Raw genomic sequence first — 18,420 nt, forward strand, 5'->3', positions numbered from 1 at the left:
CTTGGTTGGGCGTTCCCGCGGCCCGTTGGGGGGGCGCGGGGAACCGCGCGTCTACCCCAGCTTTGCCGACTGGGCCTTGATCACTGCCGGTGGCACCGTGTACGGCTCGGCGGTCATCATGGCGCCGATGTTCATCGTGAAGTACGTGGCGACCGTGTTGCCGTAGCGGACGACCTCGGCGTGCAGCGGGCCCTTGTCGCCGTCCACGTCGGTGGTGGCGGTGAAGGCGATCGACTCGTCGCCCGATCCGGACGCCTTGGCCGGCGTGACCTTCGTGACCTTCTGTTCGTCGCCGGAGGTGCCGCCCGTGAAGCCCGTGGTGCAGTTCTCCAGGGCGGTCGAGAGGGCCCGCAGGGCCTGCCGCGCGCCGTCGCCGTCGTACGACGACAGGTCGAGGGAGGTGACGTCCAGGTTCAGGGAGTCCTTGAGCGCGCTCTCGAACTTGCCGTCGGCCATGTCGTCGAGGGAGGTCGCGTCGTCGGTGGGGTCCTTCTTTTCCTCGCGCACCGTGCGGCCGATCTCGGACGCCGGGTCGGCCGGGGCGAGGCCGGTGAGGACGTAGGCGAGCGGGCGGCACTTGTCGTCGCTGGACTTGACGGCGCTTCGGGTCGCGGCCTCGCCGATCGCGTTGACCTTGTAGCCGTCCACCTCGCCCTGCGCGAGGATCCGCTGCTTCAACTCCGCGGTGCCCAGCGCCCTGACGGTGGACGCCTTGCGCGCGGTGCCCGAGGTGTCCGTGGAACTCCCGCCGGAGCAGCCCGTGATGAGGGCGAGGGACAGCGCGCCGCCGACGGCGAGGGCGCAGGTCCGCACGCCCGGTGATCTCTTCATGGGAGGACTGTGGGTCCTCGGTCAAAGACTGGTCAAGTCGTTTAGAACTCCAGGCGCTCCCGGCGGACCGAGTAGACCACGAAGCCCGCGCCGACGGCGAGGAAGAGGGTGCCGCCGACGACGTACGGCGTGGTGTCCGGGCTGCCGGTGTCGGCGAGGTGGGTGGCGTCCCCGGTCGCCTCGGACGTGGCCTCCGACAGCGCCCTCGCCTGCTGGGTGACCCGGGTCGCCGTACTCTCCGACGTGCCGGTTCTCGCCGGGGCGTCCTGCGACGCGTGGGCGGACGGGACGAACCACAGCGCGCACAGGAGCGTGCCTGCGGCGGTGGCGGTCAGCAACGGGCGGCGAGCGGATGACACGGAATATCGATCCCCTTGTGGCGCTGGCGAATTGGCCGTGTGGGCAGATGTTAGTGAAAATCGCGGGTCACGGGAAAGTCACGGGAGGTTTCGGTCGTACGCTCCCGCCATGAGCACTCCAGAGACATCACGTTTTGTGCGGCTTCGGGTGGAGCTGGTCCTCGAGGTGGAGGACGGCGACGAGGTCACCAAGGCCGCGCTGCGGCGGATCGCCGGGGATCCCGACCTGCCCGGCGAGGAACGGACCCAGGCCGAGGCCGCTGTGACGGAAGACACCGCCGAGGCACTCGCCTATCTCGTCGATCCGTTCGACCTGGTCAGCGAGGTGCCCGGGGTCGAACTCCAGCAGGCCTCCTGGTCCAGCGAGCGGATTTCCTACGACCCCGATTCACCGGACTGGGATCTCGACGAGGATGATGGCGAGGACGACGAAGAGGGCGGCATCGGCTGAGCGATCCGGGGAACCGGTGACCCCGGGCGGCAACCGCCGTCCGGGGTCTCGTCGTCTCGGGGGGTGTGTGGACCGGTCCCTTCCGCACCGGCCGCCCCCGTGGGCGTGTTGTGCCCCACAGATCCGGAGAATGTGGAACGGGACGACGCGGCCGCAGCGTTGGGACCTCTTGACGGGGACTCCCGGTGTGTTCGCGGACTCGGCAACGATGGAGAAGCGTGTGATGACGGACAGTAAGCGGCGCAAGGGCCTGATGGCCGCGTCCGCACTGCTCGGCGGTGTACTGGTGCTCACGGCGTGTTCCGGCGGCGACGACAGCAAGGCGTCCGGCGGGGGCCAGAGCTCGCAGGCCCAGGCGGACGAGGCCGCGGCCAAGAAGTCGTCGCAGGCCGACATCACCATCACACCCAAGGACGGCTCGGCCAACGCGTCGATCAACAACTCCGCGGCCGTCACCGTCAGCAAGGGCACGCTCACCGGCGTCACCATGACGACCGCCGACGGCACCGCGGTCGCCGGTGCGCTGTCGGCCGACAAGACCAGCTGGAAGCCCTCCGCCCAGCTGGAGCGGTCCACCACCTACAAGGTCGCCGCCGAGGCCAAGGACTCCGCAGGCCTGGTCGCGCACGAGAACGCCTCCTTCACCACGGTCTCCCCGGCCAACAGCTTCATAGGCACCTTCACTCCCGAGGACGGCTCGACCGTCGGTGTCGGCATGCCGGTGTCGATCAACTTCGACAAGCAGATCACCGACAAGGCCGCCGTCCAGAAGGGCGTCACGGTCACCTCCAGCAGCGGCCAGGAGGTCGCCTGCCACTGGTTCTCCACCCAGCGCATGGACTGCCGCCCGGAGGACTACTGGAAGGAGAACTCCACCGTCACGCTGAAGCTGGCGCTCGACGGTGTCGAGGGCGCCTCCGGTGTCTACGGCGTGCAGCAGAAGACGGTCACCTTCCACATCGGCCGCAACCAGGTCTCCTACGTCGACGCCCAGACGAAGGAGATGAAGGTCACCCAGGACGGCAAGACCGTCAAGACCATCCCGATCTCGGCCGGTTCGCCCGAGAACAAGACGTACAACGGCGTCATGGTGATGTCCGAGAAGTTCAAGGAGACGCGCATGAACGGCGCGACCGTGGGCTTCACCGACAGCGACGGCAAGGGCGAATACGACATCAAGGACGTGCCGCACGCCATCCGCCTCACCAGCTCCGGCACCTTCCTGCACGGCAACTACTGGGGCGCCAAGTCGGTCTTCGGCTCGGTGAACACCAGCCACGGCTGCGTGGGCCTGTCCGACACCAAGGGCGCCAACGACACCAGCACGCCGGCCTACTGGATGTACAGCCACTCGATCGTCGGCGACGTGGTGGTCATCTCCCACACCGGCGACAAGACCGTGGCCCCCGACAACGGCCTCAACGGCTGGAACATGAACTGGGCCGACTGGAAGGCCGGTTCGGCCGTCTGAGCCGTCCGGGCAGCGCAGCGAGGGCGGCGTCCCCCCGGGGGACGGCCGCCCTCGGCATTGGCGGGGGTCCGGGACACCCTGCGCTGACAGCCCGGTGCGGGGTCGTTCCTGGCCTCCGTACAGCCTTCTCATGCATCTCTTATTTGGGCCTTATCGAGCCATCACGGTGCGTCCCTACCTTGCGGTCATGTTCTTCACCTACCTGAGGCGCGAACTGCGCCGCCGCAGAAAGGCGGCTCTCGTCGTCGCCTCCGGCCTCGCGCTGGGCATCGCACTGGTCATTGTGGTCAACTCCGTGTCCAACGGCATGGGGAAGGCGCAGGACAAGGTCCTCCAGTCGCTGTACGGCCTGGGTACGGACATGACGGTCACCAAGGCCGCGTCGGCGTCCACGGGCGCCGCCCAGCGGCCCCGCTTCAACTTCGACGCGCAGAAGAACGGTTCGTCGAGCACGCAGAGCAGTGACCGGGTCATGGTGCAGGGCTTCACCACCCTCGCCTCCACCACCGTCACCAAGGTCGGCGACCAGAAGGGCGTCGCGACCGCGGTCGGCGGGCTGAACCTCAACGTGGTCAAGATCAGCGGCCAGTTCACGCGGGGTCAGTTCCAGCAGAACCAGGGCTCCGGCGGCAGCCGCGGCGGCTTCGGCGGCGGCAGCGGCCAGCCGCAGGGCGAGGTCCGCGGCGGCGGCGCCAACTTCGACGTCAACTCGTACTCGGTCTACGGCACCGACGTCACCCAGACCGAGGTCGGCCCGCTGACCTCGTCGAAGATCACCAGCGGCCGTACCTTCAAGACCACCGAGACCGACGCCAAGGTGCTGGTCGCCGACTCGGCGTACGCCAAGGAGAAGAAGTACAAGGTCGGTTCGACCGTCACCATCGACAAGGTCAAGTTCACGATCGTCGGGATCGCGACGGCCGACAGCGGTGACGCGGCGGCCAACCTGTACATGCCGCTGAAGCAGGCGCAGACGCTCGCCGACGAGAAGGACAAGGTCACCACGATCTACGTCAAGGCGACCGACTCCAAGCAGATCTCCTCGGTCAAGAAGACCATCCAGAGCAACGTCTCGGGTACGACGGTCACCACCTCCGCCGACCTTGCGGACACCGTCTCCGGCTCGCTGTCCACGGCGTCCTCGCTCGCCACCAACGTCGGCAAGTGGCTGTCCATCGCGGTGCTCGTGGCCGCGTTCCTGGTCGCCGGCCTGCTCACCTCCTCGGCGGTCTCCCGCCGCGTCCGTGAGTTCGGCACGCTGAAGGCGCTGGGCTGGAAGTCCGGCCGGGTCACCCGGCAGGTCATCGGCGAGGCCATGGTCAACGGCCTGGTCGGCGGTGCGCTCGGGATCGCGCTCGGCCTGGTCGGCGCGTACGTCGTCACCGAGATCAGCCCCACGCTGCAGGCCTCGCTCGGCGGCGGGGGCGGTGGCGCCGGTGGTGGCGGCTTCGGTGGTGTCGGCGGGGGCGGCGGCTTCGGCGGCGGTCCCGGCCGGCAGGCCGCGAAGACCCTGGAGGTCGCCCTCACGGCACCCGTCAGCGTGACGACGATCGTCCTCGCGGTGGGCCTCGCGGTGGCCGGCGGCCTGATCGCGGGTGCGTTCGGCGGCTGGCGGGCGTCGCGGCTGCGGCCGGCGGACGCACTCAGGCGCGTCGAGTAGCCGACGTCCGCTGAGGCTGGGGGCGGGGGTGGGGACGCTTACCCGCGCTTGCAGGGTGCCTCCCCCCAGCCTTCGGCCGGGGGTACCCCAGCGCCCACCTGTGCCGCCCTGCGGCACGCCTGCCCGCGGACATCGCGCCCCGTAAGGGGCGCGGGGAACTGCGCGACCAGCCCCCACCGCCCGCAGCCGACGATCAAGCCGCCCCACCCCGAAAACCCTCCAGGAGCCACCATGTACGAACTCAGAAACGTCACCAAGCTCTACTCACGCGGCAAGGACACCGTCCGCGCCCTCGACGGCATCGACCTCACCATCGCCGACGGCGACCGCCTGGTCATCCAGGGCCCCACCGGGGGTGGCAAGTCCACCCTCCTGCAGATGCTGGGCGGCCTGGACCGGCCGACCTCCGGCGAGGTCGTGCTCGACGGCACCGACCTGGCCAAGCTCTCCGAGACCAAGCTGACCCGGGTCCGCAGCGAGAACATCGGCTTCGTCTTCCAGTCGTTCAACCTGATCCCGACGCTCACCGCCCAGGAGAACGTCGAGACCGCCCTCGTCCCGCTCGGCGTCAAGACCAGGGAACGGCGCGAGCGCGCCGCCGAGGCGCTGACCTCGGTCGGTCTCGGCGAGCGCCTCGGCCACCTGCCCTCCGAGCTGTCCGGCGGCCAGCAGCAGCGCGTCGCCATCGCCCGGGCCCTCGTCAAGCACCCCAAGGTGCTGCTCGCCGACGAGCCCACCGGCAACCTCGACGAGGGCATGCGCGACGAGATCATGGACGTACTGGAGCGCATGTGGAAGGAGCACGGGCTGACCTTCATCATGGTCACCCACGACTCCGCGATCGCGAAGAAGGCCCCGCGTCTCGCGACCATCCGCAAGGGCAAGATCACCGTCAAGGAGAACGCCGGCGCATAACACCGGCGCGACGCGGTCGACCGCGCGGTTGTGTAACGGTGTCCGCCCCGGCGCGTAACAGTTGTCCCGCACTCTTCTTACCGGTCTCTCATCTATTGAGCCCGCTGATCACCCCCCGGCATACTCCGTGTTCCGGGGGGTTGGCGTATGTGCGTACGAGACTTCCCCCGGCCGGGTGAACGGGGAGTTCGCCCGGCACACCGTCTCCTGGGGGAGTCTTGCGCAGACAAGTGAAAAGCGCTGCCGTGGCCACCGTGGCCACGGCAGCGGCCGTCGCGCTCGCCGCGGGCATGACCAGCCCGGCGTCGGCGAAGCCGCAATCGCGCGCCGCCTCGGCAGCGGCCGCCTCTTCGCTCACCGCCAAGCACCACGTCACCCTGATCACCGGCGACCGGGTCGCCCTCGACGCCAAGGGCCGGGTCGTCGGCCTGGAGCGGGCGCAGGGGCGCCGGCACATACCCTTCCGGATCAGCAAGGTCCACGGGCACACCCTCGTCGTCCCCGGTGACGCCGTCCAGCTGGTGGCCTCCGGCAAGCTGGACCAACGGCTCTTCGACGTCACCGAGTTGAACGGGGCCGCGACCCGCAGGGCGCAGCGCAACGGCCTCAAGGTCATCGTCGGCTACCGCGGTGCCGCCACCGCCACCAGGGCCGACGTCCGGGACGCGGGCGCCCTGCGGCACAGCCTCAAGGCGCTCGACGCCGACGCGGTGCAGACCCCGGCCAAGGAGACGCCCGAGCTCTGGGACGCGGTCACCGACGGGGACAAGGCCGCGCCCGGCATCGCGCACGTCTGGCTCGACGGCGTCCGCAAGGCCGCCCTGGACAAGTCCGTGCCGCAGATCGGCGCGCCCACGGCATGGAAGGCCGGCTACAACGGCAAGGGCGTCAGGATCGCCGTCCTGGACACCGGCGTGGACACGAGCCACCCGGACCTCAAGGACCAGGTGATCGAGTCCAAGAACTTCAGCACGGCCGCCGACGCCTCCGACCACTTCGGCCACGGCACGCACGTCGCGTCCATCGCGGCCGGCACCGGCGCCGAGTCGCACGGCACGTACACGGGTGTCGCACCCGGCGCGAAGATCCTCAACGGCAAGGTCCTGGACGACACCGGCTCCGGCGACGACTCCGGGATCCTCGCCGGCATGGAGTGGGCGGCCGCCGAGGGCGCCGACATCGTCAACCTCAGCCTCGGTGGCTTCGACACCCCGGAGATCGACCCGCTCGAGGCCGAGGTGAACAAGCTCTCCGAGCAGAAGGGCATCCTGTTCGCGATCGCCGCGGGCAACGAGGGCCCCGAGTCGATCGGTTCGCCGGGCAGCGCCGCCGACGCGCTCACCGTCGGCGCCGTCGACGGCAAGGACAGGCTGGCCGACTTCTCCTCCACCGGCCCCGCCGCCGACGGGTCCATCAAGCCGGACGTCACCGCGCCCGGCGTCGACATCACCGCGGCCGCGGCCAAGGGCAGCGTCATCGACCAGGAGGTCGGCGAGAACCCGCCCGGCTACCTGACCATCTCCGGTACCTCGATGGCCACCCCGCACGTCGCGGGCGCCGCCGCCATCCTCAAGCAGGAGCACCCCGACTGGGGCTTCCAGGAGCTGAAGGCGGCCCTGACCGGCTCCGCGAAAGGCGGCAACTACACGCCCTTCCAGCAGGGTTCGGGCCGGATCGCCGTCGACAAGGCCATCAAGCAGACCGTGCTCGCCGACCCGGTGTCGGTGAACTTCGGTGTGCAGCAGTGGCCGCACACCGACGACACCCCGCTCACCAGGCAGCTGACGTACCGCAACACCGGCACGTCCGACGTGACGCTCACGCTGACGTCGTCCGCCACCGATCCCAAGGGCGCGGCGGCCCCGGCCGGTCTCTTCAAGCTCGACGCGACCCGGGTCACCGTCCCGGCGGGCGGCACGACCTCCGTCGGCCTCACCGTCGACACCAGGCTGGGCGGCACCCTCGACGGCGCCTACTCGGCGTACGTCACGGCGACCGGCGGCGGCCAGACCGTCCGCACGGCGGCCGCGGTCCAGCGCGAGGTGCAGTCGTACGACGTCACCGTCAAGCACATCGGACGTGACGGCAAGCCGACCGGCGTGTACAACACCGACCTCGCCGGCTACGCGGGCCTCGGCAACGGCCGCGACTACGTCGTGCCGGTCTCCGGCACCGGGACCGCCACCTTCCGGGTGCCGAAGGGCACGTACCTGCTGGACGCCCTGATCGCCAAGGACTTCACCACGTTCGACGGCGGTGTCGACTGGCTGGTGGACCCGAAGGTGAACGTCACCAAGGACCTCACGCTCACCGTCGACGCCCGCACCGCCAAGGCCGCCGACATCACCGTGCCGGACGCCGGCGCCAAGCCGCACACGGCGACGATCGACTACATGTACGACCCGGCGGGCATCGGATTCGGGGTCGGCTTCGACAGCTTCGACAAGATCCGGGTCGCGCCGCTGGGCGGCGAGGTCCCGAACGGTCTGACCCAGACCTGGAGCGGCCAGTTCACCAAGGGCGGCACCGAGGAGTACGACGTCGCCACCAGCGCCCAGGTCAAGAAGGTGCAGGGCGGCAAGGTCCGGCACTTCGGGACGGGCGAACTGGCCACGGTGCGCAACACCGTCGGCGCCTCCGCCCCGCACAAGACCGGCGCGGTCAGCCCGTGGGGTGTCGTCGGCGAGGACTTCGTCAGCGGTGACGCGGTGGAGCAGAAGCTGCCCGGCACCCGCACCTTCCACGTCTCCACGGTGGACGGCGCCCAGTGGGCCTTCGACGCCACCCAGTACTCCGGGCACGACGCCCAGGGCCTGCCGATCGCCGACGCCTTCTACACACTGGGCGACCCGAAGACGTACAGGGCCGGCCGGACCTACGGGAACACCTTCAACACGGCCGTCTTCGGGCCGGAGCTGAGCAGCGGGTTCGGCCTGTACCGGGACGGCAACCAGATCTACGGCATCGTCCCGCTCTTCTCCGACGGTGGCAGGCACGCCGGGTCCTCCGACTTCCTGTCGGTGAAGACCACCCTGTACCGCAACGGCACCAAGGTCGGTTCCAACAAGGACCCGCTCTTCGGCGACGGCATCTTCACGGTGCCGTCCGGTGACGCCGCCTACCGGCTGACCACCTCGGTCGTCCGCTCGGCCAAGGTCGCCGCGGCCTCCACCCGGATCGACGCGAGCTGGACCTTCCGCTCGAAGAGGCCGGGCAGCGGCACCCTGCCGGTCCAGCTGCCGGCCTCCACCGTCCACTTCGGCGCCAGGACCGGCCTGGACAGCCGCGTCGCGGCGGGCGGGAAGGCCACCTTCCCGGTCACCGTCGAGGGCGCGGCCGCCGGCCGGAACCTGAAGTCCCTCACCGTGTACGTGTCCTACGACCACGGCCGGAACTGGCGGAAGGTGACGGTCAGCCACGGCAGCGTCACCGTCAAGAACCCGGCCCGGGGCAAGGCCGTCTCGCTCCGCGCCACGATCGCCGACAAGAAGGGCAACACCTCGGCGGTCTCGATCTACGACGCGTACTACGGCAGGTGAGCCGTGGCCGCTGAGTAGCACCCCAGCGAGCGGCCCGCCGGAAGCGCGGCTTCCGGCGGGCCGTTCTGTGGAGGCCCGCCGGTCAGGGTGCCGGGGCCACCCGGGTGGCGTCCGCGCCCCAGCTGGCCAGCAGCCGCAGCGCCTCGGCCGACGCCGAGCCCGGTTCCGCGTGGTACGTGACCAGGGCCTGGTCCTGGTCGCCGGGCATCCGGAACGACTCGTAGTTCAGGGACAGCTCACCCACCAGCGGATGGTGCATCCGCTTCACCCCGTACGACTTCTCCTTGACGTCGTGGGTCGCCCACAGCCGGCGGAACTCCTCGCTCTTGACGGAGAGCTCGCCCACCAGCGCGGAGAGCCGGGTGTCGTCCGGGTAGCAGCCCGCGTCCATCCGCAGCTGGCAGACGATGTCGATCGCCTTCTGCTCCCACTCGGCGAACAGCTCGCGGTAGTCGGGCCGCAGGAACGTCAGCCGGGCCCAGTTGCGCTCCGCCACCGGCAGCTCCGCCCAGTCACCGAAGAGCGCCGCCGCCATCCGGTTCCACGCCAGGATCTCCGAGCGCCGCCCCACGATGTACGCCGGCACGTTCTCCATCGACTCCAGCAGCTGCCCCAGCGAGGCCCGCACCTGCTGCGGCCGCGCCGACGCCTTCCTCTTGTGCTGCTTGCCCTTGGCGAGGTGGGTGAGATGCGCGTGCTCGGCGTCGGTGAGGCGCAGCGCGCGGGCGATAGAGTCCAGCACCTCCGCCGACACGTTCCGCCCGTTGCCCTGTTCCAGGCGCGTGTAGTACGCCACCGACACCCCGGCCAGCTGCGCCAGCTCCTCGCGCCGCAGCCCCGGCACCCTGCGGTGCCGCCCGAAGTCCGGCAGCCCCACGTCGGAGGGGCGCAGCCGGGCGCGCCGCGTGCGCAGGAATTCGCTGAGCTCGGCACGCCGGTCCAGGGACGGGGAGGCGGAGGCGGAGGCGGGGGCTGCGGCGGCGGGCAGGGACTGGTCTTCCATATCTCCAGTATTCACGGTCGTACGCACCCGAACCTGATCCCGCCGGTGGTAGGCACGGCAGACGTACGCAGAGGCGGGGGCTGGGTGGCGGACGTAGCGTGGAGGAGTCTGGAAACGTGCCCGGGACGGAAGAAGGCGACCGGGTGCGAAGACACCTCTAGGAGAACCCCCCTCATGACCACTGTTGCTGCTTACGCCGCGCCCGCCGCCAAGGCACCGCTGGAGCGGACCACGATCGAGCGGCGCGCGGTCGGCGAACACGACGTCCTCATCGACATCCGGTTCGCCGGTATCTGCCACTCCGACATCCACCAGGCCCGCGAGGGCTGGGGTACGGCCATCTTCCCGATGGTGCCCGGTCACGAGATCGCGGGCGTCGTCTCCGAGGTCGGCCCCGGTGTCACCAAGTACGCGGTGGGGGACCGGGTGGGCGTCGGCTGCATGGTCGACTCCTGCCGCGAGTGCGACAACTGCAAGGCCGGTCTCCAGCAGTACTGCACCGGCGGCGGCCCGACCTGGACGTACAACGCCGTCGGCAAGGACGGGCAGCCCACCTACGGCGGCTACTCGCAGAAGGTCGTCGTCGACGAGAACTACGTCGTCCGCATCCCCGACGGCCTCTCCCTCGACGTGGCGGCCCCCCTCCTGTGCGCCGGCATCACCACGTACTCCCCCCTCAAGCACTGGAACGCCGGTCCCGGCAAGAAGGTCGCGGTCGTCGGCCTCGGCGGCCTGGGCCACATGGGCGTGAAGATCGCCGCCGCCCTCGGCGCGGAGGTCACCGTCCTGTCCCAGTCCCTCCGCAAGAAGGACGACGGCCTGAAGCTGGGCGCCACGCACTACTACGCGACCAGCGACCCGAAGACCTTCGAGAACCTCAAGGGCACCTTCGACATCATCCTGAACACGGTGTCGGCCCCGCTGGACTTCGACGCCTACCTGTCGCTGCTGAAGACCGACGGCGCCATGGTGAACGTCGGCATCCCCGAGGAGCCGGTGCACATCCTGCTCTCCTCCGTCTTCGGCAACCGCCGCAGCCTCAGCAGCTCCGGCATCGGCGGTATCCAGGAGACCCAGGAGATGCTCGACTTCTGTGCCGAGCACAACCTGGGCGCCGAGATCGAGCTCATCGACGCCGACCAGATCAACGAGGCGTACGAGCGGGTCGTGAGCAGCGACGTCCGCTACCGCTTCGTGATCGACACGGCGACGATCTGAGTCACCGTCCCTGCTTCCGGCCGAGGAGCCGGAGCAGACAGGGGCCGCCGACCAGGGAGGTCAGCGCACCCACCGGGATCTCCAGCGGAGGGACCGGGGTGCGGGCCACCAGGTCGGCGGCCACCAGCACGACCGCACCCGTCGGCGCCGAGCAGACCAGCGGCAGCTGGGGGGTGCGGGTGAGCCGCGGTGCCGGCTGGGGTTGTCTTCGCGGGTGCCGGCGGCCGGGGCGATGCCGAGGGTGAGCAGGTTCCAGCTGTCCGGTGCTGAGCACGGCGATCCGCTTCGGCCGCGCCTCGATGGCGGTCGTTCCCTCGACGTGGGTGACCGTGCGCGGGAAGACGCCGTCGGTGCCGGTGTCGGAGCCCGTCCCGGCGGCGGGGGCGCTCGGTGCGGCGGCGGGCTCCTCGGGGGCGCCGGCGGCCCTGTTCACGGTGCCGTCACCGTGGGCGGCGGCACCGGCGTCGCCGTCACCGCCGGACGAAGAGCGGCCGGCCGGCGGGCCGCCCACCACGGACAGGGCGGACACGGCCACGACGGCCCGCAACCTCAACGCGCGCACGACCGACTCTCCCGATCGGCAACTAAGGTGAGCCTTGCCTTGGTTGGTGTCGGAGGTACGTTGGACAGGAGGAGGTCCCACGATGACCGTGAACCTGAACCACACCATCGTCGCCGCGCACGACAAGCACGCCTCGGCGAAGTTCCTCGCCGACATCCTCGGTCTCGAAGTCGGCCCCGACTACGGCCCGTTCGCCCCGGTCGCACTGCCCAACGGCGTCACCCTCGACTACCTGGACACCCCCGGGGACATCCCGCCGCAGCACTACGCCTTCCTGGTCTCCGAGGACGACTTCGACGAGATCTTCACCCGCGTCCAGGAGGCCGGCCTCGACTACTGGGCCGACCCGCACCACAACCGTCCCGGCGAGGTCAACACCAACGACGGCGGCCGCGGCACCTACTTCGACGACCCCGACGGCCATCGTCTGGAGATCCTCACCCGCCCCTACGGCAGCGGCGGCTGACCCTCGGCGCCGGGTCAGCCCCGGAGCCCCTTGACGCCGTCCTGGGCGGCCATGACCAGTTCGAGGCCCCGGTTGTCGGCGGCGGGCTCGCGCATCTGGTTCGTCACGTACGCGATCGCCAGCCGCTCGTCGGGATCGACCCACACCAGCGCGCCGCCCCAGCCGCCCCAGCCGAGGGCGCTGCCGAACAGGCCGTAGCCGAGGCCGTACCGGGCCGGCATGCCGAGGCGCAGGTCCTCGCCCTCGAACTGCACCTCCCGGGCCCGCGCGCCCCCCTCGGGGGACAGCACCCGCACCCCGCCGACGGTTCCGCCACAGGCCAGCAGGGACTGGACGAGGGCGGCCGAACGGGCGTTGCCGTAGCCGCTCGCCGCGGGGATCTGCGCGCGGCGCCAGGCGATGCCGTTGCCGTCCCGGAGGCGGAGGGCGGTGGCGGTGGTGGGGGCGGTCGGGGCCGTGTCGCGGCTCGGCGCACTCGCCGTGTAGTCCTCGTCCCGGCCCGGCGGCGGCACGGTCAGCGCCACCCGGGAGTCGTGCTCGGGTCCGAGGCCGAGGTGGAAGTCCGCGCCGAGCGGCCCGGCCACCTCCGCGGCGAAGAACTCACCCACGCTTTGCCCGGTGATCCGGCGCAGCACCTCGCCCACCAGGAACCCCTGGGTGAGCGAGTGGTACCCGGCCGCCGTCCCCGGCTCCCACTGCGGGGCCTGGCCGGCGAGGCGCGTCGTGGCGGTCGTCCAGTCGTACAGCTCCTCGACCGGTCCCTCCCAGTCGGGCAGTCCGGCGGTGTGCGACAGCAGGTGCCTCACCAGCACGTGCCGCTTGCCGGCCGCCGCGAACTCCGGCCAGTAGCGGGCGACCGGTGCGTCCGGGTCCAGCTTCCCCCGGTCGACCAGCACGAGCGCGCACAGCGCGGTCATCGTCTTGGTCACGGAGAACACGTTGACGATCGTGTCCCGCTCCCACGCCCGGGTCCGTCCGGCGTCGGCGAACCCGGCCCACACGTCCACCACCGGCTGCCCGTCCACGAAGACGGCAACGGCACCGCCCACATCACCGTCGTCGACGAATCCGGCGAGTGTGGAGGGCACGGCGGAGAACAACCCGTCGTACGAGCCCTGGATGTCGGCCATGCCTGCCATTGAGCCCGCGGGGGCGCCGTCCGGCAACCGAATATCGGTGCGGTAGCGCCCCCGAAGGGGCGCGGGGAACTGCGCGACCAGCCACGACGGCGGTGCGGTCGACCGACGGCGCATCGCGGCACTTCCACCGAACTGCTCAGCCCGTCAACCCGACGAACATCGTCCGGTGCAGGGTCTCCACATGGCGGCGGGCGATGTCGGCCGCCCCCGCCGCGTCACCCGCGCGCAGCGCCGCCACCAGCGCCCGGTGCTCGTCGTTGGAGTCGCGCAGGGCGGTGAGGGGGTAGGGGAGGTAGTACGCGTAGAGCCGGCGCAGCACGCTCCCGTAGCTCTCGACGCTCGCGTCGAGGCCGGTGGCGCGGGCCACCGCGAGGTGGAACCGCTCGTCGCAGGAGTGGAACTCCGCCCAGCTCTCCGCCCGGTCCATGGCCGCGACCAGCACGTCGAGCTCGTCGAGGGCCGCGCCGGTCACCCCGCACGCGGCGAGATGGGCGATCCCGCACTCCAGAACGGTCCGCTCGTCGATCAGACGGTGCACCTCGGCGCTCTGCCCGTGGTACGCCTCGGCCGCGCCGACGACCCCCCGGGCCGGCTGTTCGGCGACCAGCGTGCCGCCGTTGCGGCCCCGCCTGCGCTCCAGGACGCCGTCCGCGCACAGGGAGCCGAGCGCCCGGCGCACGGTGATCTCCCCGACGTCGAGCGCCTCGGCTATGGCGCCGGTCGGGGGCAGCCGCTCGCCGGGGGAGAGCAGCCCGAGGTCGACCGCCATGGCGATCCGGGCGCGCACCGTCTCCAGCGCGGTGAGCCGGCGGATCCCGGTCAGCTTGGGCGAGTTGAGGGCGAGGACCGGCCCCTCGGGGTGCGCCGGTGCGGATCCGTCGGGGGTGCCGGTCATGCCTTCAATGTAGCGGCCGGTAAAACTGCTCATAATGAGACCATTGTATAAGGGCTCATATTGAGTTAATTTCCTGGCCATGTCCCGACCCCTCCCCGTCGCCCTGGTCCAGGCCCCTCCCCGCCCGGCCACCGACCCGCTGTCCGGCTTCGCCGAAGACGTCGGGGGCGTACTGGCGCGCTTCCCGCAGACCCGCCTCGTCGTCTACCCCGAGCTGCACCTGTGCGGCACCGAAGGCCCGCCCGCCGAGTCGGACGCCCGCCTGGCGGCCGCCGCGGAGCCGCTCGACGGCCCCCGGGTACGACAGCTCGCCGAGCTCGCGGGCGACCTGGGCGTCTGGCTGTTCCCGGGCACCGTGGCCGAGCGCGGCCCGGCCGGCGAGCTCTTCAACACCGCCCTGGCCTTCTCCCCCGAGGGGCGGCTCGCCGCCCACTACCGCAAGCTCTTCCCGTGGCGGCCCTTCGAGCCGTACACCCCCGGCGACCGCTTCGTCGTCCTGGACCTGCCGGACACCGGCCGCGTCGGCTTCGCCATCTGCTACGACGCCTGGTTCCCTGAGGTGGCCAGGCACCTGGCCTGGATGGGCGCCGAGGTCATCGTCAACCCGGTCATGACCACCTCGGCCGACCGGGCCCAGGAACTCGTCCTCGCCCGGGCCAACGCCATCGTCAACCAGGTCCACGTCGTCAGCGTCAACACCGCGGGCCCCCTCGGCACCGGGCGCAGCCTGGTCGTCGACCCGGAGGGGCGCGTCCGCGTCCAGGCCGCCGACTCCGCGCCCACGGTGCTGACCGACGTCCTCGACCTGGACGACGTCACCCGCGTACGGGCCTTCGGCACCGCGGGCCTGAACCGCATGTGGGACCAGTTCACCGAGGCCGACGCCCCCATCGACCTCCCGCTCTACGACGGCCGCCTGGACCCCCGCCGCTGGCGGCCGGCCGGCGACTGACCCGCTCCGTCCCCTCCTCCCGCAAGGAACGCCATGTCCGCACCCTCCTCCCCGCCCGCCCTCTCCCGCAGCCTGACCCTCAGATCCGTCGTGCTCTTCGGGCTCGCCTACATGACCCCGATCATCGTGCTCGGCACCTTCGGCGTCGTCGCCGACAGCACCCACGGCGCCGTGCCGACCGCCTACCTGCTGGCCCTGGTCGCCATGCTCTTCACCGCGCACAGCTACGGGAAGATGGCCGCGACCCACCCCGTCGCCGGGTCCGCCTACACCTACGTACGGCGCTCCATAGACTCCCGGGTCGGCTTCCTCGTCGGCTGGGCGACCCTGCTGGACTACTTCTTCCTGCCCATGGTCATCTGGCTGATCGGCGGGGCCTACCTCCAGGCGGAGTACCCCTCGGTGCCGTTCTGGGTGTGGATCATCGCGTTCATCGTCGTCACCACCGCGCTCAACATCCGGGGCATCAAGGCCGCGGAGCGCGTCAACGACCTGCTGATGGTCTTCCAGGTCCTGGTCGTCGCGATCTTCGCCCTGCTCTGCCTGCACCACGTCTTCCAGCACCGGGGGGCGGCCGGACTCGTCAGCGCCACCCCGTTCGCGAACCACGCGACCGGCCTCGCGGGCATCTCCGCGGGCGCCGCGATCGCCGCGTACTCCTTCCTCGGCTTCGACGCGGTCACCACGCTGACCGAGGAGACCGTCGAGCCGCAGCGCACCATCCCCCGCGCCATCCTGCTGACCGCGCTGATCGGCGGCGGCATCTTCGTCGTCGTCGCCTACACGACCCAGCTGGCCCACCCCGGGTACGCGTTCACCGACTCCAGCTCCGCCGCCTTCGAGATCGCCAAGGCGGTCGGCGGCGACCTGTTCTCCTCCGTGTTCCTGGCCGGCCTGATCGTCGCCCAGTTCGCCTCCGGTATCGCGGCCCAGGCCAGCACGTCACGGCTGCTCTACGCGATGGGCCGTGACTCCGTGCTGCCGAAGAAGGTCTTCGGCAGCATCCACCCCAAGTACCACACCCCCGCCCTCAACATCCTCCTCGCCGGTGCCGTCGGCCTGATCGCGCTGCGCCTGAACGTCGCCACCTCCACCTCCTTCATCAACTTCGGCGCCTTCACCGCCTTCACCTTCGTCAACCTCTCCGTCATCGCCACCTACGTCCGGGAGCGCCGCGCGGGCCGCCGCCCCGCCGTGTGGTCCTACGTCCTGCTCCCGGCCGTCGGCGCCGTCGTCGACGTGTGGCTGCTGTGCCACCTCGACGACCGGGCCCGCACCCTCGGCCTGATCTGGCTGGCCCTCGGCGTCTGCTACCTCGCCTACCTCACCAGGGGCTTCCGCAAGGCCCCGCCGGAGATGACCTTCGACGAGGACCCGGACCAGGACGCGGCACCCGCCACGGCGACGGCGACGGACCGGGCGGCGGGCACGGAATCCCCGGGACCCCGCACGCGTTGAGGGGGGTGGACATCGGAGGCCGCCGGTGTGCGAGCCGAGGAGCCCGAGTGACCGGGCCGACGAGAACTGGAGGGGTCACGATGACTGTGCAGACGCAGAGGGCCGTGCTGGCGGGCGGATGCTTCTGGGGGATGCAGGACCTGATCCGCAGGCAGCCGGGAGTGACCGCCACCCGGGTCGGCTACACCGGGGGTGACGTGCCGAACGCGACGTACCGCAACCACGGCACGCACGCGGAGGCCATCGAGATCCTCTTCGACCCGGAGAAGACCGACTACCGCGCTCTCCTGGAGTTCTTCTTCCAGATCCACGACCCGAGCACCAGGAACCGCCAGGGCAACGACATCGGCCTCAGCTACCGCTCGGCGATCTACTACGTCGACGACGAGCAGAAGCGGATCGCCGAGGACACGATCGCGGACGTGGACGCCTCCGGGCTGTGGCCGGGCAAGGTCGTCACCGAGGTGGAGCCGGTCGGCCCCTTCTGGGAGGCCGAGCCCGAGCACCAGGACTACCTGGAGCGCTACCCGGACGGCTACACCTGCCACTTCCCGCGTCCCGGCTGGAAGCTGCCGGTCCGCGCGGAGGGCTGACCACGGTACGGCCCGGCACCCGGTGGAAGCCCGCACAGGGCACCGCCGGTGCCGGGCCGCGTCATGGCGCGGCAGCCGACGCCACCGCCGAGCGGATGACGCGGTCGCCGACTCCCTGGCGGAGCAGGGGCGGTCTCCCTGGAGGAGCAGGCGTGGATGGCCGGCGCGGAGAACCGTTCGGTGTGACGCGCGGGACCGCCCCGCCCCGCCCCGCCCCGCAGCGCGGGCCGGGGAGCCCGGACCGGTCGTCAGCACCCGTGGACGGGATCCGCGCCGTTACCGGGCGCCGGGGTGCGGCCGGGACCTCACATGTCCCGGCAGGCCGTGGCTTTGAACTGCGTCAGGGAGACGACGGCCGCGGATTCGTCGCCGTCGTCCGAGATGTCGTCGTACAGGACCTCTCCCGGCGCGAGCCGGTCCCGGTCGGCCCGGGTGAAGGACACGTCCGTCGTCGACCAGGAGTTGTCCTTCGTCCCGCCGTAAAGGATGTAGGTGGTCCCCGCGGTGAGCGGGGAGAGCGCCCGGGTCGTGGTCCAGCCGGCGGCGGGGGATTCCAGGGGCCAGATGACGAGACCGGCCCGGTGCGGGCGGGCGGACGTCCACGAACCGACCGTCACCTCCTTGTCGGCGTCGTCGCTGTCCACGTAGAGGGTCGCACCGTCGATGTGATGCCCGCAGACCATCACCACGCCGAGCAGATGTCCGTCGGCGGTCACGGAGACGCCGGCGACCGCGTCGACGGGAACCGTGCACCCGGACGTCGCGGCCAGGGCGGCGCCGGCCACGACGGCACCGACGAAGCGCCGGATCACCGGCCGTGAAGCGGTCAGCCGCACAACTCCCCCCGTCCGGAGGGCTCCCGACCCCCCTGCCCCGGATGCTAGGGCCGGGCGCCGTCGGGTGGGCGG

17 protein-coding genes are annotated in these 18,420 nt (G+C 71.0%); 10 read left to right on the forward strand and 7 right to left on the reverse strand.

The genetic code is table 11. The features are described from left to right. Positions 1-51 precede the first annotated feature (51 nt). The gene (locus AB0472_RS10500; protein ID WP_366355207.1) at positions 52-831 is read right to left on the reverse strand and encodes a hypothetical protein; all 780 of its coding nucleotides are present in this window, start codon (positions 829-831) and stop codon (positions 52-54) included. Positions 832-872: 41 nt separating this feature from the next. Beyond that, positions 873-1,190 carry an LAETG motif-containing sortase-dependent surface protein gene (locus AB0472_RS10505; RefSeq protein ID WP_093499425.1) on the reverse strand — a complete coding sequence of 106 codons (318 nt, stop codon included), beginning with the start codon at positions 1,188-1,190 and terminating at the stop codon, positions 873-875. Positions 1,191-1,299: 109 nt separating this feature from the next. Here AB0472_RS10505 and AB0472_RS10510 point away from each other — a divergent pair, with 109 nt between their 5' ends. The 5 genes from AB0472_RS10510 (at position 1,300) to AB0472_RS10530 (ending at position 9,226) form a co-directional block, all read left to right on the forward strand. Beyond that, the gene (locus AB0472_RS10510; RefSeq protein WP_366355209.1) at positions 1,300-1,641 is read left to right on the forward strand and encodes a hypothetical protein; all 342 of its coding nucleotides are present in this window, start codon (positions 1,300-1,302) and stop codon (positions 1,639-1,641) included. A gap of 208 nt (positions 1,642-1,849) precedes the next feature. After that, a complete protein-coding gene (locus tag AB0472_RS10515; RefSeq protein ID WP_366355211.1) occupies positions 1,850-3,112 on the forward strand; it encodes an Ig-like domain-containing protein in 1,263 nt (420 codons plus the stop codon). A gap of 187 nt (positions 3,113-3,299) precedes the next feature. Beyond that, on the forward strand, positions 3,300-4,772 hold the full coding sequence (locus AB0472_RS10520) for an ABC transporter permease (protein WP_366355213.1): 1,473 nt from the start codon (positions 3,300-3,302) through the stop codon (positions 4,770-4,772). A gap of 231 nt (positions 4,773-5,003) precedes the next feature. Beyond that, on the forward strand, positions 5,004-5,687 hold the full coding sequence (locus tag AB0472_RS10525) for an ABC transporter ATP-binding protein (RefSeq protein ID WP_366355215.1): 684 nt from the start codon (positions 5,004-5,006) through the stop codon (positions 5,685-5,687). Positions 5,688-5,977: 290 nt separating this feature from the next. Continuing rightward, a complete protein-coding gene (locus AB0472_RS10530) occupies positions 5,978-9,226 on the forward strand; it encodes a S8 family serine peptidase (RefSeq protein WP_366355688.1) in 3,249 nt (1,082 codons plus the stop codon). Between the two features lie 82 nt (positions 9,227-9,308). On the opposite strand, the gene AB0472_RS10535 is transcribed toward AB0472_RS10530, so the two are convergent. Further along, the gene (locus AB0472_RS10535) at positions 9,309-10,229 is read right to left on the reverse strand and encodes a helix-turn-helix transcriptional regulator (protein ID WP_366355217.1); all 921 of its coding nucleotides are present in this window, start codon (positions 10,227-10,229) and stop codon (positions 9,309-9,311) included. Between the two features lie 174 nt (positions 10,230-10,403). Between AB0472_RS10535 and AB0472_RS10540 the strand changes: the two genes are divergently transcribed. Next, on the forward strand, positions 10,404-11,447 hold the full coding sequence (locus AB0472_RS10540; protein WP_366355219.1) for an NAD(P)-dependent alcohol dehydrogenase: 1,044 nt from the start codon (positions 10,404-10,406) through the stop codon (positions 11,445-11,447). Position 11,448: 1 nt separating this feature from the next. On the opposite strand, the gene AB0472_RS10545 is transcribed toward AB0472_RS10540, so the two are convergent. Next, positions 11,449-12,009, reverse strand: a complete 561-nt coding sequence (locus AB0472_RS10545; RefSeq protein ID WP_366355221.1) for an iron chelate uptake ABC transporter family permease subunit — start codon at positions 12,007-12,009, stop codon at positions 11,449-11,451. Positions 12,010-12,091: 82 nt separating this feature from the next. Between AB0472_RS10545 and AB0472_RS10550 the strand changes: the two genes are divergently transcribed. Continuing rightward, positions 12,092-12,475 carry a VOC family protein gene (locus tag AB0472_RS10550; protein WP_366355222.1) on the forward strand — a complete coding sequence of 128 codons (384 nt, stop codon included), beginning with the start codon at positions 12,092-12,094 and terminating at the stop codon, positions 12,473-12,475. 14 nt (positions 12,476-12,489) lie between these two features. Here the strand turns inward: AB0472_RS10550 and AB0472_RS10555 are convergent, their stop codons facing one another. Next, entirely contained in the window at positions 12,490-13,605 is a 1,116-nt protein-coding gene (locus AB0472_RS10555) for a serine hydrolase domain-containing protein (protein ID WP_366355224.1), read from the reverse strand. Between the two features lie 145 nt (positions 13,606-13,750). Further along, a complete protein-coding gene (locus AB0472_RS10560; protein ID WP_366355226.1) occupies positions 13,751-14,509 on the reverse strand; it encodes an FCD domain-containing protein in 759 nt (252 codons plus the stop codon). Positions 14,510-14,588: 79 nt separating this feature from the next. On the opposite strand from AB0472_RS10560, the gene AB0472_RS10565 reads away from it, so the two are divergent. The 3 genes from AB0472_RS10565 (at position 14,589) to msrA (ending at position 17,512) form a co-directional block, all read left to right on the forward strand. Then, complete coding sequence (locus AB0472_RS10565) at positions 14,589-15,461, forward strand: carbon-nitrogen hydrolase family protein (protein ID WP_366355228.1); 873 nt, start codon at positions 14,589-14,591, stop codon at positions 15,459-15,461. Positions 15,462-15,494: 33 nt separating this feature from the next. Next, positions 15,495-16,919, forward strand: a complete 1,425-nt coding sequence (locus tag AB0472_RS10570; RefSeq protein WP_366355230.1) for an APC family permease — start codon at positions 15,495-15,497, stop codon at positions 16,917-16,919. Between the two features lie 80 nt (positions 16,920-16,999). Further along, positions 17,000-17,512 (forward strand): peptide-methionine (S)-S-oxide reductase MsrA, encoded by a 513-nt coding sequence (gene msrA / locus AB0472_RS10575; RefSeq protein WP_351959435.1) that lies wholly within the window; start codon positions 17,000-17,002, stop codon positions 17,510-17,512. A gap of 305 nt (positions 17,513-17,817) precedes the next feature. Here the strand turns inward: msrA and AB0472_RS10580 are convergent, their stop codons facing one another. Further along, positions 17,818-18,348 carry a hypothetical protein gene (locus AB0472_RS10580; RefSeq protein WP_366355232.1) on the reverse strand — a complete coding sequence of 177 codons (531 nt, stop codon included), beginning with the start codon at positions 18,346-18,348 and terminating at the stop codon, positions 17,818-17,820. Positions 18,349-18,420: the final 72 nt, after the last annotated feature.

The sequence above is a fragment of the Streptomyces sp. NPDC086777 genome, assembly GCF_040702065.1.
In the GTDB taxonomy this organism is placed as follows: Bacteria; Actinomycetota; Actinomycetes; order Streptomycetales; family Streptomycetaceae; genus Streptomyces.